This is a genomic window from Pseudocitrobacter cyperus, assembly GCF_039889165.1.
GTDB lineage: Bacteria > Pseudomonadota > Gammaproteobacteria > Enterobacterales > Enterobacteriaceae > Pseudocitrobacter > Pseudocitrobacter cyperus.
Genome location: NZ_JAYMYY010000003.1, coordinates 378,257 through 390,703, shown reverse-complemented (window position 1 = coordinate 390,703; position 12,447 = coordinate 378,257). Strand labels below are relative to the sequence as shown.

Here is a 12,447-nt window from a genome sequence, read left to right as displayed (position 1 = left end):
AGGATGCATTGATGCCTGAAGTCAATTGGAAAGTATTCAACGAACTGCCCGGTGCAGCAGATGTGAACTTCGAAAACCTTTGCCGCGCTCTGGTACGCCGACACTATGGTCGTTTCGGTCGCTTTAAGCAACTCGCAAATCAGCCAGGGGTGGAGTTTCACCTCGAGCTGACGGAGCCTTGTGATCTCGGTGCGCCACCAGGCTGGATTGGCTGGCAATGCAAGTGGTATGAGCTGGTGAATGGACAAGATTTGGGAGCTTCCCGCCGCAACAAGATCATCGAAGGTATCGAAAAGACGCGTAAGCATGTCCCAGGAGTGACCAATTGGAAGCTTTGGACTCATCACACGTTAACAAAAGGTGATCAAGAGTGGTTTTTCGCGCTAGAGCAAGACCGCTTCCCCGAATTAAAGTTAGAACTGCTCACTGCTACGGATATCGAAGATCTTTTGGTCGGACCGGGAGCGCTTTTACGAGAAACCTACTTTGGTGAATTGGTTCTAACCCCAGAGCTAATTGCTGAGCAGTATAAGATTGCCGCGGCTCCATTTAAGAACCGCTACCAGCCAGACGTTCATGTAGCTGTGGGGGCTGAGGAGAATATATTCAGGCATCTGTGCAGCCAAAACGCATGGGAATCTCTGGAAGAACTCTCAAACGCTTTAAAAAAGAATCATACGAGCATCGCTTCGGTTACTGAGCAACTCAAAACTGAGCTCAGGACTGAAGTTGAATTACTCCTGTCCCGGGTTATTGGGTTGACTGAGTTTATTGATGGTTTACACACGGCGCTCGGCAAAGGTGACTTTAACTCTGTACATCAAGCGTTGGTTTCAAATCCGCGTCAGCCGGTACGTTATGAAAGGCTACTTTCGAAATTGCGTGGAGCGCGCTTTGACGGGGCTCCGTTAACCGCTAATTTGGTTGCAGATATCCACGCGGTTTCGTCTGTTCTCCGCAGTCTGGAGCAATCGATTGGTGCCCGGGCGGTTGCTGTACTTGCGGCGGCAGGTGAAGGTAAATCTGAACTTGCAGTCAAGGTAACACAGCCAGAAGGGGAATTCCCAGGGGGGATCCTCCTATTGGGTAAGAATCTTCATTCAGGCCAGGGGCTTGATGATCTCGTATCTGCTTTCAAGATCTCTGGGAAGCCAGCAGAAAGTTTCGACCGCTTGATTGAGGCCGTAGATGCGGCAGGCCAGCGTGCAGGCAAACGCATACCTATTGTTATTGACGGTCTGAATGAGGCGGAAGATCCGAGAAATTGGAAGGATGAACTATCCCGAGCGGATGAGCTTCTAAAGAATTTCCCTTATGTCTTGTTAGTTGTCACTCTTCGCAATGAATTTGCCCCAATGTGTCTGCCCGAGGAGTTTCCCCAAGTTGAACATAACGGGTTTCAGGAAGATCCGAAGACAGCATTTGACAAGTACTTTGAGTACTACAAGATCGATGCTACCGATGCGGACCTACCAGTCGAACTCTTGCAGCACCCCTTAACACTGAGAATTTTTTGCGAAGTAGCAAATTCTCCTCGTCAGCATATTGTCGGAGTGGAAGCATTGCCCCGTTCGCTTGCAAGCCTTTTCGAAGCACACTTTAACAAGGTTGCCGCACGAGTCGCTGAGCTTTCACCGACGATTCATCGCATTTATCAAGATGACGTTCAGGATGCACTACTAACGATCGCGGGTCTTCTTTGGGATAACAATGCGAGAAGTGTAGATTTTCAAGCCACACGGACGGCAGTTCGGGATATGGGGTGGGATGACAGTATTATTCGTGCACTTGAGTCTGAAGGCATTCTCGTTCGGACTATTTCTCCAGAAGGTAGGCAAGGAGTTGGGTTTGCATACGACCTAATGGCCGGACATATGATGGCGCGCAACCTGCTTATGAAGCCTGAACTGGTGCAATGGCTACAAAGCAATGAAGGGAACGCAAAATTTAAATCTCATGGACCTGATTCGCATACCTTCGCTTATGACGTATTACGGGCTCTGGTTGATCTGTATCCGCAACACTCTGGTAGGCGGCAGCTTTGGCAAGACTTGTCGGATGATATACTCGTTATGAACGCTCTGTTATTGACGACGCAATCGGACCCAAGATATATCGGGCGGGCTACTGTTGAACGATTTGCTCAAGCTATGCAGGAGTCGAAGCGGTTTGCACAACTTGCCTTCGAGAGACTACGGAGCACTAGGGCTGCGCTGGCACATCCGTTTGATATGAGCTTTTTGCATGATGTGCTAATGGCTATGTCCAACACTCAGCGCGATCTTTTTTGGTCAGAGTGGATTCGTCAGAAATCTGAACAAGTCAAAGATGACTTAAAATTCTTGTCGACGAGATGGAAATCGGGTCATCTGGATGAGCGTGAACTTCGGAGAGTTCGCTGGGTGATGTGGACACTGACGACGACATCCAGAGCTTTGCGGGATATGGCTACCAAAGCCCTGTATGAATTTGCCATCAGGCAGCCAGAAGAGTTTTTCCGGTTGGCGATGGAGACAATTGTAGTTTCAGACCCATACGTCCCCGAGCGAGTGTTCGCCGCAGCCTACGGTGCAGTCCTGACCACTTGGTCGGATATAGATGCAGTAGAGTTACATGATGCGCTGCCACGGTTCGCTCGCGAGATTTACCAAACCATGTTTGCACCTGGTGCTACAGCTCCTACCTGGCATGCGTTATATCAGCAGTACTGCTTGGGAATCATTGCTATTGCAAGGATGGTAGATCCAAATTGTTTTTCAGAGGATGAAGCTGCTTATCTTCTTCCGCCATTTAGCCATCTGCCTAACGTATTTGAAAGCATTCATCAGTACGATCCAGAAAAGATTGAGCGAGCGGAGCGCGCAGCGATTCAAATGGACTTCGGTAACTATACGATTGGTAGACTTATTCCAGACAGAGCGAATTACGATGACAGCAATCCGGAGTACCAACAGGTATTGCGGGCCATTGTTTCTCGAATATTGATGCTTGGTTATGACCCTGAGCAGTTTGAAGCTGTTGATCGGCAAATGTACTCCGGTCCTCGTATGGGAGATGACAAGCATAAAATCGATCGATATGGCAAAAAGTACGGCTGGATAGCTTACTTCGAGATGTGGGGACTGCGATACGCGCAGGGCCTCCTTTCCGAAGACCGCAGCGCTCGTCCATCGGACGCAGATATCGACCCGACGTTCCCGCTAGACGCTGTGAGCATTGATTTGCCACTTCCAGCCTTGTTCAGCGAACAGTCGTCAGATGATGGTGATTGGATCATGAGAGGTCCGCAACCTGACTACCGTAGCATCCTTGAGATTACGGAGATTGATGGTCTGACGGGGCCATGGATCCTACTTGACGGTTTTGTTGAGCAAAATGCTACCTCGGATGACCGGCAGATTTTCACTTTCCTGCGAGGAGTATTCGTAGATAGCCAAGAAGTTGACAATCTATGTAGGTTGTTCACTGATCTTGAATACCCTGGCAACAGCGCCATCCCTGATGCTCCTGGCCACTATTACACCTATGCGGGTGAGATGCCTTTCTCGTCGATTCCGGGGCTGCTAGTCGCAAATGAACTAGAGGATAATAGCGATGAAAATTTGGTGTCCGCAGATAGATGGTCAGGCAATGGCGTTGCGGTAGATATCACTGTGCAGGACTACAACTGGGAGAGTTACCATAGCGTGGAGAACCAAAGCAGCGGTGCGAGCCTGCCCTCAAAGCAACTTTGTGAGGCTCTGAATCTCAGGTACCGTGCAAACAAATGGGATTTGCATGATGCTGCAGGGGTAGCGTCATTTTACCGCAAAATTGGCGAATATGATTCGGACGTCAGTGGCTCTGTCAGCTATCTACGTCGTGATCTACTTGACCGCTACTTGATACAATCCGGTAAGGTATTGGTATGGCTTATGTGGGGAGAGCGTGGTTTTCATTATCGGTCCAACAAGACGCGCAATTTGCACCAGTATTACGTGAATCACCAAGAGATTCACAAGCGTATTCATATCCATCAGATAGCTTCGAGTGCTAGTAACCCAAATATTACGGACGGAGTCGCTGTATGAGTTACGAGTTCAGAAATCTTTCATCCGCATACTTTTAGTACCTTATTCGGTATCTCATCTGAAAAGTAGAGGGCTTCACTTCGAAGCCTTCAGTCCGGGCCAGATAGAGGCATTAACGATAGACATGCTCATAATGACGGGAAAGTTATTCAACAAACGAAGCATAATCGAGGATCTTCGTTCAGCAAGATGATGTCGCTATTCAGTATGGGTATATGTTGAGGGATGAACTAGGAACGTCCATTTTTTATACAAAGCAATCTGTCAAGCAAGCATTCTAACATCGTCAAAATCGAAGCCATTGGTATTTGGCTAGCACTCCAAATAATTATAGACAGATATTATCTCCGCGAATCCCCCGCTTCCTTACCGGATAGCGGGGCTTTTTGTTTTTCACGTTGGGATCTTACTATGCAAAAATCTGACAGCCATCAGGCCTTTGAGCAACCGCTGGCTTTACTGCCATACACGCTTCGCAACCTCATCCTTGAACGTCTTCGTAGCCTGACGCAGTACGAACCTGTGATAGGGATTATGGGCAAAACAGGGGCTGGTAAGTCGTCACTCTGTAATGCTCTCTTTCAGGGAGAGGTAACACCTGTCAGTAATGTTGACTCTTGCACCCGTGATGTTCTGCGCTTTCGGCTCCGCAATGGCGATCACAGCCTAATGATTATTGATTTGCCAGGGGTGGGTGAAAGCGATCAAAGAGATAAAGAATACGCCGCCCTCTATCGTCACATCCTTCCCGAAGTGGATTTGGTACTCTGGGTTATCAAAGCCGATGATCGCGCTCTGTCGGTGGATGAGCATTTTTATCGAAAGATTATATTGGCCTACCAGCATAGGGTCATATTTGTAGTGAATCAGGCCGACAAGGCCGAACCCTGCCATCAGTGGAATACCACCAGCAATACCCCCTCTCATAGCCAGCAGTCGACAATTGAGGCCAAGCGGAGCGCTGTACAACAGATCTTCCTGCCGCACCATCCAGTCTGTGTTGTATCGGCCCGAACTGGTTGGGGGCTGGATGCGATGGTAGAGACGATGATGCGCAGCCTGCCTGACCGGGCCGCGAGCCCACTGACAACACAACTGCATGGAAGGCTCTGCACCGAGCCGGTAAAAAAGCAGGCACGCGAGCGCTTTGGTCATGCCGTGGATGAAATGATTGGCAATGTGGAGTCATCATCTTTTCTGCCAGCGCCTGTAAGGGCTGTGATTCGAACCGTTCGGGAAGCCGTGGTGTCCGTTGCCCGTGCCGTCTGGGATTGGATTTTCTTCTGACAAACCGCTTATGACGGACACACCCTGTCCTGCCTGCGCTCAATTAATGAGCGGTTAATCCACCATTAACGCGCAAGGGCGCATTGCAGCGGTAATCCTCGTACTGAAAAAATACGCTTTTCCATGTCCATACCCTGTCCGTCCCCTTCGTTACACTAATCACTTAATTTTCAGCCTGTTAACGGGATGGAGAAAATCTAATGTCCCAGACTGAGCGTCGCCATGAACGGCTGGCGGTTCGGCTGTCTCTCATTATCAGTCGCCTTGTTGCTGGCGAAACACTGGATATGGCTCTTCTTGCCGCAGAGTTTGGCGTGTCGATCCGTACTCTCCGCCGAGACTTTCGTGAGCGACTGATGTACCTGGACCTGGAATATCGCGATGGCACCTGTCGTCTGCTCTCAGGAAGCCATCAACGCGAACTGGCTGTACTGACTTTTGCTCGTCAGTCAGGCGTGGAGGCCTTGTTTCCTGATATGGATAATCACATGGTCAGCTCACTGCTGAGTGGACCTGGTGAGTCTCCGTGCCTCATATGGGCAGAGTCGGAGTCATTGTCGCCACCCAGGCCAGGCATATTTACACGCCTTGTCAGGGCCATATCAGAGCATCGCCGTGTGACGCTGCTGGCTGAAGGTTGTCGCTGTTCAGGGCTTGCACCATACCGCCTCGTACTCTGCGGCGGGCACTGGTATCTGACTGGCGAGCATCATCATCGCGTGGCAGTGTTTCCGCTGAACGATATCCATGCGGTTACCTTACACCCGGAACTGTTCGTGCCTGACCTTCAGATTCGCAACGTTCTCGCCGAACCGGAATTCCTCAGAGCTCTTCCCCATTTTCACGTTTTTCACTCACTGCTCGCCAGAACCGGCGACGGTCTTTTACCTCATAAGGAATCATGATGAAGAAATTACTGACCACAACGGCGCTGGCCGTCAGTCTCTGCGCTGGCGCTGTCTTTCCGGCGTCTGCCGAAACTGTCGTGGGTACCGTCAAATTCTGGCAGTACATGCAGGCGGATGGCTGGAAATCGGCCGATGGCATGGATAACGACACGCTGAACAACACGCTCTATCAGGCCAGTGTCATTGGCAATTATCCCTGGACCAGGCAATTCCTGCTGCGTCAGCGTGGTGGTGGTGCTTATTTTCTCGCCGACAAGAAAACGCATACCGTGCGCAAGCTGAATCTGAAACCTGCCAGCGGTTATTACTCCGACCTGACATCGGTCTATCAGGGCGAAGACCAGGGGAAAGGGTGTTACTTCACTATCATCGACACCCAGTATCAGCTGGAACTGGCTGACGAACCTCACAGCAACCAGGTGCTTGCTGCATTCCCGGAAAACTGTGTCAACAAACAGCAGCAGGCTGCCCTGGCGGCGAAGCGTTCTGCCTCAGAGCAGAAACTGCAGCAGTGGGTAGCCCAACAGAGTCTGGCAGAGTTGTGCCGACGCACCGGCAACTGCTGAAAGGAATCTGCGCCATGAAGAAATTGTATCGACCTGTTCTCACTGTTTTGATGGTTATCGGTACCATGGGGCTCTCTGGCTGCGACAGCAAGGAAGATGCGGGAGTGAAAGCGATAGCCCGGTTTAAGGATATTACCCCGCCACCATTCAGCAAGGTTGTCTCGCATAAATCCGATATTGCCCAGGAATGGGTAAAGAAGGATGCCTTCGGTACACCGCAATATACGGTGATGAAAACCCGCCAGTCGCCGGAAGGTTGTGAGTCAGGTAATTATTACTACATTGCTGACATGCAGCAGAAGACGGTGCAGCCGCTGATGGCAGCCCTATGCCTTGCGGACAATATCACCCTGAGCTTCAGGATTGAAACCGACAGCTACACGGGTGAGAAATCGGTGGTGTACTCACACGATGGTAAGGAAATGGGGAAGCTCTATCTGCCGGAGAATCAGGAGAAAAATCCATGAAGAAGCTGAAATGCGTTCTCTCAGTTTGCGCTCTGAGCCTTTGCCTGCTGTCACCGGCTCAGGCCGAAGAACAGCGTTACATCAGTATCCGTAATACCGACATGGTCTGGGTGCCGGGCAATATCTGCGTCTGGCAGTTTCGCCTGGACAACGGCGGAAGTGGTGAAGGGTTCGGGCCTTTGACACTCTCCCTGCGTCTGAAAGATAAAGGGGGAAACACGCTGGCGATGGGGAATATGGCGGTGGCTGCATTTGGCGACAGCGATGCCACCCGCACTCAGGAAGCTTCGCTGGAGAACGAATGCGTGGAAAACGTCAACTCGGTCGAAATCATGAAGGCAACGGAAGAGCGTAATGGTTATCAGATTGACCTGCCACTGTCCGTTTTCGACCCGCAGTATTACCGACCGATACAAGTCACGGTTGTCGGTGGTAGGGCATCTTAGCCGATTCGTTATCCGTTTGATTCAGCCCCTGTCGCACATGCCGCAGGGGCTTTTTGTTTTAAGGAGCCTGTATGGCTGAATTCACTGAATTGCCTGATGGGTCGTTTGCGCGCCAGCAGGCAGAGGCGGTTGCGTCTCAATATTTCAACGTTGCTATAGAGGACGACCAGAGTACACATTTCCGTCTGGTTATCCGTCATGAACGTTGCATGGTATGGCGAGCCTGGAACTTTGAGCAGGATGCTGGTTACTGGCTGAACCGGTATATCGCTCGTTATGGCATCCGCAAATTCCCTGCATAACCACCCACCAGCGCTTCACCGTTATAAACAAAGTCAGGCCACACCTCCCTCGGGAAGTGTGGCCTTTTGTATTTTTACTCGCTGCATTAAGGAGTTACCCATGCGATTAGCCAGCCGCTTTGGCCGTATAAACCAGATACGCCGTGACCGGCCTCTGACCCACGAAGAGCTGATGAGTCATGTTCCCAGCGTGTTCGGGAGTGACAAACATGAATCTCGTTCAGACCGTTATACCTACATCCCGACCATCACCATCCTCGAAAGCCTGCAGCGTGAAGGTTTTGAGCCGTTCTTTGCCTGCCAGACGAAGGTCCGGGACCAGAGCAAGCGGGAGCACACCAAGCATATGCTGCGTCTGCGTCGAGCCGGGCAACTTACCGGGCATCAGGTACCGGAAATAATTTTGCTCAACAGCCATGACGGCTCCTCGAGCTACCAGATGCTGCCGGGACTATTTCGCGGCGTCTGTACCAACGGCCTGGTCTGCGGCCAGTCATTCGGAGAAGTGCGGGTACCGCATAAAGGTAATGTCATCGAGAAGGTGATTGAAGGGGCTTACGAAGTGCTTGGGGTCTTTGACCGGGTGGATGAGAAACGAGATGCAATGCAGTCTCTGGCGCTACCTGTACCCGCCCGTCACGCACTGGCGAATGCTGCACTGAAGTATCGATTTGGTGAGGACCATCAGCCGGTCACGGTATCGCAGTTGCTGACTCCGCGTCGTCGGGAGGACTACAGCGATGACCTGTGGACCGTTTACCAGCGCGTGCAGGAGAACCTGATGAAAGGTGGTCTTCCAGGGCGAACCGCTCAGGGGAAAAGCAGCCGCACCCGTGCTGTTACTGGTATTGATGGCGATGTGAAGCTCAATCGCGCCCTGTGGGTGATGGCAGAAAATATGCTCGATTTTTTCGGGCGTTAAACAACCGTTCCGGCATAAGGAGATAGATTAATGGATACACAAAATCATCAGTTCGCTGAGCTGAAAGCAATTACTGCCTCAGTGGTCCCTGACGAGTTACGCATCGGCTTCTGGCCACAGCACTTTGGCACCATCCCGCAATGGATAACCCTTGAACCCCAAATCTTTGCCTGGATGGACCGGCTTTGTACCGATTATCACGGCGGTATCTGGAATTTTTTGACGCTCAGTAACGGTGGCGCTTTTATGGCCCCTGAGTCAGAGCAAGATGAGAAGTGGACATTGTTCAACAGTATGAACGGCAACGGCGCGGAATTTACTGGCGAAGCTGCAGGGATTGTCACCTGCCTGATAGCATACAGCCACCATGCCTGTCGTACCGAGTGTGACGCGATGACTGAGCACTATTATCGCTTACGTGACTTCGCGCTGAACCATCCAGAGTGCAGCGCCATTATGCATCTCATCGACTGAGGAGAACCGAGCATGAGTACCGCATTATCCCCGATGTCATCGCAGCCCGAACTCTTCCCGTTGACGGTTATGGCCCAGCATGGTTGCCTGCTCCCCGCGACGGCCGGATTGACACCCTATGCCCAACGCACCATCCGCCGCGCTATCAACCTGCTGGATAAATATCTGCACCAGCCCGGTATAGCCTTTACCTCGAGCACTGCAGCCCGTAACTGGCTCCGGTTACAGCTGGCCAGACAGGAGCGGGAGGTGTTTATGGTGCTCTATCTCGATAATCAGCATCGTTTACTGGAGAGTGAAACACTGTTCGCCGGTTCGGTAAACCATGTGCAGGTTCATTCCCGCGAGGTGGTGAAGTCGGCGCTTCGTTTCAATGCTGCAGCTGTCGTACTCGCGCATAACCATCCCTCCGGCGATCAGGAGCCCAGCAAAGCCGATCGCCAGATGACTGACAGGCTAAAGGAGGTACTGGAGCTGGTTGATGTGAAGACGCTCGATCATCTGGTTGTCGGCCAGGATGGCATTGTGTCGTTCGCTGAGCGAGGCTGGATATGAAAATCATCAGTAAGCGCCAGGCCATGGCTCTGTACCGACAGCATCCTGACTCCCGCCTGTTTCGCTTCTGTACCGGCAAATATAAATGGTCAGGCAGTATCTGCCATTATGCTGGCCGGGAAGTTCAGGACATACACGGCGTTCTGGCCGTGTTTGCTGAACGTCGTCAGGACCGCAATGGTCCCTATGTCATTCTTCGAAGTGTCACTCTCAATTAATCCTTCCCTTCAATCAGGAACAATAATGAACAATCACTCAGAATCCGGTACCAAGCCGGAGAATCCCGCCATCCAGCAGTGGGGACTGAAGCGCGATATAACACCGTGTTTTGGCGCACGTCTGGTTCAGGAGGGCAACCGTCTGCATTATCTGGCTGACCGTGCAGGATTCAGCGGGGCGTTCACCGACGATGTTGCAATGCGCCTCGATCAGGCATTTCCGCTTATGATGAAACAACTTGAGCTGATGCTGACCAGCGGCGAGCTTAACCCCCGCCATGCACATTGCGTCACGCTGTACCACAACGGCCTCACATGCGAAGCCGATACACTCGGCTCCTGTGGCTATGTCTACATTGCTATCTATCCTGAGCAGACTGAGCCGCAGTAACCCCCTGCTTATTCCCTTAACATCTCAGAGTAAACATTATGCAAACCATATCATCACACCCGACGCGGGCGACTCAGCCCTGCCTGTCACCCGTTGAAATCTGGCAGTTGCTGCTAACTCATCTGTTATCGCAGCACTATGGCCTGACGCTGAATGACACACCATTCAGTGATGAAACTACCATCCAGGAACATATTGATGCTGGAATATCACTCAGCGACGCGGTGAATTTTCTGGTAGAAAAATACGGGCTTGTCCGTATCGATCGGAAAGGATTTTCGTGGCAAGAGCAGACCCCGTATCTTTCCGTAGTGGATATTCTGCGAGCAAGGCGCTCTACCGGCTTGCTAAAAACTAACGTGAAATGAACGCTTACATACAGAGCAGACCAAAGGAAAGCAAAATGTTAATCTCACAGACGAAGAGACTTCTACTGTAACCTCCCCTCCCCTGCAAAAAACCTGACATTTTCTTTTAGGACCAACAATGGGACCAAAATGAAAATTGAACTGAATGTTATCAGCCATTAAACAATGAGTTACACAACCAATTCAGACTCCGCCAGCACCAAAATTCTCCATCGGTGATTACCAGAGTCATCCGATGAAGTCCTAAGAGCCCGCACGGCGCAAGCCCTGCGGGCTTTTTTGTGCCTTCAATTTGTCCCGGTACTGTTTTCAGGGTGAAGATCACTGGCCGTCGTCGTCCAGGTCGGCCAGCTTTTGACGTAGCGGCACGAGAGGCGTCACAGGCGCGGCGGCTACAGAAGAAGGGGCCAGCAACCCCGGCGATTTTCCCAGCGCACGCAGACGGTGCTGCCCGTCAAGGAAGGTCAGGTGCTTGGTCTTTATCAGCCAGTCCAGCACCGAGCCGTACGCCCCGCAGCCGAAGCAGTGGAACAGGTTCTTTGACGGCGTGATGGCGCAGGATGGGGGTTTCTCCCTGTGGAACGAACACAGGCAGACAAGGCTATCCTTACCCTGCGCTTTCAGCTTATCGCCCTGCGATGTCGCCACCTCAACCAGCGAGAGGCGTTGTTTGAGGTCGTCGATTTCCTGCTGCGGGATACAGGCCACAAGTCTTACTCTTGAAAAAAAACTGTCAATAGGGTTTGCATAAAAATAACTCGACAAGCATATACAATAGCTAGCAGTGTAAACAACAGTGCAATGTAAAACGGGATGTAGATTATGGTCATCATGTCACAGGTAATACGGATAAAACCCACGATGACCGCATCAATCAGCAGTGAGGAGCAGGTATTTATGACGGCGTTAGGCAACCGGATCAGCGCCCTGCGCAAGGGCGCCGGACTAACGCAGGTACAACTGGCCGCGGCGCTTAATGTTTCCCAGCAGGCCGTGCAGTCATGGGAAGCTGGCAGAAGGCGCATCCAGATCCCGATACTGCCCGCAGTGGCGAAGATCCTTTCGATTTCTCTGGAAGGGTTGCTGGGTGAGGAAGCGGTGAACACACCGCGCAAGCGCGGCCCGGCCTCTCGACTGGAACAACAGATCCAGTTGATCGGTCAGTTGCCGAAGAGTAAACAGAAACTGGTTTCGGAGATGCTTGACGCCGTGATTGCACAGGCGCAGCAGGCAGGAGCAGACAGTTAACAGGAAGATATTTTGAACGCGGGCTGAAGGTGTCTCACCACCGACACCCCACTGACCACAACCAACTACCAAGGAGTTGAGTTATGGCTAAACATGATTGTAAGTGAGAACAGCGCACAACAGAAGCTCAGGAGCCACAGACCCACTACTACCGGGTGGACTATCGGCCCAATCAGGGCCGACTGGTGATTGAGGCCGAGTTTAAGTTCTGAGGTGATTTAAACG

General features: G+C 51.5%; 15 protein-coding genes. 14 read left to right on the top strand and 1 reads right to left on the bottom strand.

Translation table 11 applies throughout. The features are described 5' to 3' along the window. Positions 1-11 precede the first annotated feature (11 nt). From VSR74_RS13390 to VSR74_RS13330, 13 genes are all read left to right on the top strand, one after another. Positions 12-4,070 carry an NACHT domain-containing protein gene (locus tag VSR74_RS13390; RefSeq protein WP_099433362.1) on the top strand — a complete coding sequence of 1,353 codons (4,059 nt, stop codon included), beginning with the start codon at positions 12-14 and terminating at the stop codon, positions 4,068-4,070. A 411-nt stretch (positions 4,071-4,481) separates the two neighbouring features. Then, positions 4,482-5,357, top strand: coding sequence for a GTPase family protein (locus VSR74_RS13385; RefSeq protein ID WP_099433363.1), 876 nt, complete (start codon positions 4,482-4,484; stop codon positions 5,355-5,357). Positions 5,358-5,557: 200 nt separating this feature from the next. Further along, positions 5,558-6,262, top strand: coding sequence for a helix-turn-helix transcriptional regulator (locus VSR74_RS13380; RefSeq protein WP_347795184.1), 705 nt, complete (start codon positions 5,558-5,560; stop codon positions 6,260-6,262). Next, positions 6,262-6,831 (top strand): hypothetical protein, encoded by a 570-nt coding sequence (locus tag VSR74_RS13375; protein ID WP_062729749.1) that lies wholly within the window; start codon positions 6,262-6,264, stop codon positions 6,829-6,831. Before VSR74_RS13380 ends, VSR74_RS13375 begins: the two co-directional genes overlap by 1 nt. Before the next feature lie 14 nt (positions 6,832-6,845). Then, positions 6,846-7,298, top strand: coding sequence for a YfjS/YafY family lipoprotein (locus VSR74_RS13370; RefSeq protein ID WP_099433365.1), 453 nt, complete (start codon positions 6,846-6,848; stop codon positions 7,296-7,298). After that, positions 7,295-7,744: an IrmA family protein gene (locus VSR74_RS13365; RefSeq protein WP_347795183.1), complete on the top strand. Its 450-nt coding sequence runs from the start codon at positions 7,295-7,297 to the stop codon at positions 7,742-7,744. Before VSR74_RS13370 ends, VSR74_RS13365 begins: the two co-directional genes overlap by 4 nt. 71 nt (positions 7,745-7,815) lie before the next feature. Next, entirely contained in the window at positions 7,816-8,046 is a 231-nt protein-coding gene (locus tag VSR74_RS13360; protein WP_347795182.1) for a DUF905 domain-containing protein, read from the top strand. Positions 8,047-8,146: 100 nt separating this feature from the next. Beyond that, entirely contained in the window at positions 8,147-8,968 is an 822-nt protein-coding gene (locus VSR74_RS13355) for a DUF932 domain-containing protein (protein ID WP_347795181.1), read from the top strand. 30 nt (positions 8,969-8,998) lie between these two features. Next, entirely contained in the window at positions 8,999-9,442 is a 444-nt protein-coding gene (locus VSR74_RS13350; RefSeq protein WP_347795180.1) for an antirestriction protein, read from the top strand. A gap of 12 nt (positions 9,443-9,454) precedes the next feature. Next, positions 9,455-9,997, top strand: a complete 543-nt coding sequence (gene radC, locus VSR74_RS13345; protein ID WP_347795179.1) for a RadC family protein — start codon at positions 9,455-9,457, stop codon at positions 9,995-9,997. Next, on the top strand, positions 9,994-10,215 hold the full coding sequence (locus VSR74_RS13340) for a DUF987 domain-containing protein (protein WP_014226747.1): 222 nt from the start codon (positions 9,994-9,996) through the stop codon (positions 10,213-10,215). The genes radC and VSR74_RS13340 overlap by 4 nt, the downstream gene beginning before the upstream one ends. Positions 10,216-10,240: 25 nt before the next feature. After that, positions 10,241-10,606, top strand: a complete 366-nt coding sequence (locus VSR74_RS13335; protein ID WP_099433369.1) for a type IV toxin-antitoxin system YeeU family antitoxin — start codon at positions 10,241-10,243, stop codon at positions 10,604-10,606. Positions 10,607-10,644: 38 nt separating this feature from the next. Then, on the top strand, positions 10,645-10,974 hold the full coding sequence (locus VSR74_RS13330) for a TA system toxin CbtA family protein (RefSeq protein ID WP_099433370.1): 330 nt from the start codon (positions 10,645-10,647) through the stop codon (positions 10,972-10,974). A 321-nt stretch (positions 10,975-11,295) separates the two neighbouring features. On the opposite strand, the gene VSR74_RS13325 is transcribed toward VSR74_RS13330, so the two are convergent. After that, entirely contained in the window at positions 11,296-11,682 is a 387-nt protein-coding gene (locus tag VSR74_RS13325) for a CHC2 zinc finger domain-containing protein (RefSeq protein ID WP_347795178.1), read from the bottom strand. A gap of 153 nt (positions 11,683-11,835) precedes the next feature. On the opposite strand from VSR74_RS13325, the gene VSR74_RS13320 reads away from it, so the two are divergent. Beyond that, a complete protein-coding gene (locus tag VSR74_RS13320) occupies positions 11,836-12,222 on the top strand; it encodes a helix-turn-helix transcriptional regulator (RefSeq protein ID WP_347795177.1) in 387 nt (128 codons plus the stop codon). The last annotated feature ends 225 nt before the right edge of the window (positions 12,223-12,447 follow it).

Coding starts and splice junctions, on each gene's coding strand:
- VSR74_RS13320 (WP_347795177.1), top strand. CDS start 11,836: ATGACCGCATCAATCAGCAGTGAGGAGCAGGTATTTATGACGGCGTTA.
- radC (WP_347795179.1), top strand. CDS start 9,455: ATGAGTACCGCATTATCCCCGATGTCATCGCAGCCCGAACTCTTCCCG.
- VSR74_RS13360 (WP_347795182.1), top strand. CDS start 7,816: ATGGCTGAATTCACTGAATTGCCTGATGGGTCGTTTGCGCGCCAGCAG.
- VSR74_RS13380 (WP_347795184.1), top strand. CDS start 5,558: ATGTCCCAGACTGAGCGTCGCCATGAACGGCTGGCGGTTCGGCTGTCT.
- VSR74_RS13350 (WP_347795180.1), top strand. CDS start 8,999: ATGGATACACAAAATCATCAGTTCGCTGAGCTGAAAGCAATTACTGCC.
- VSR74_RS13385 (WP_099433363.1), top strand. CDS start 4,482: ATGCAAAAATCTGACAGCCATCAGGCCTTTGAGCAACCGCTGGCTTTA.
- VSR74_RS13330 (WP_099433370.1), top strand. CDS start 10,645: ATGCAAACCATATCATCACACCCGACGCGGGCGACTCAGCCCTGCCTG.
- VSR74_RS13365 (WP_347795183.1), top strand. CDS start 7,295: ATGAAGAAGCTGAAATGCGTTCTCTCAGTTTGCGCTCTGAGCCTTTGC.
- VSR74_RS13335 (WP_099433369.1), top strand. CDS start 10,241: ATGAACAATCACTCAGAATCCGGTACCAAGCCGGAGAATCCCGCCATC.
- VSR74_RS13355 (WP_347795181.1), top strand. CDS start 8,147: ATGCGATTAGCCAGCCGCTTTGGCCGTATAAACCAGATACGCCGTGAC.
- VSR74_RS13370 (WP_099433365.1), top strand. CDS start 6,846: ATGAAGAAATTGTATCGACCTGTTCTCACTGTTTTGATGGTTATCGGT.
- VSR74_RS13340 (WP_014226747.1), top strand. CDS start 9,994: ATGAAAATCATCAGTAAGCGCCAGGCCATGGCTCTGTACCGACAGCAT.
- VSR74_RS13375 (WP_062729749.1), top strand. CDS start 6,262: ATGAAGAAATTACTGACCACAACGGCGCTGGCCGTCAGTCTCTGCGCT.
- VSR74_RS13390 (WP_099433362.1), top strand. CDS start 12: ATGCCTGAAGTCAATTGGAAAGTATTCAACGAACTGCCCGGTGCAGCA.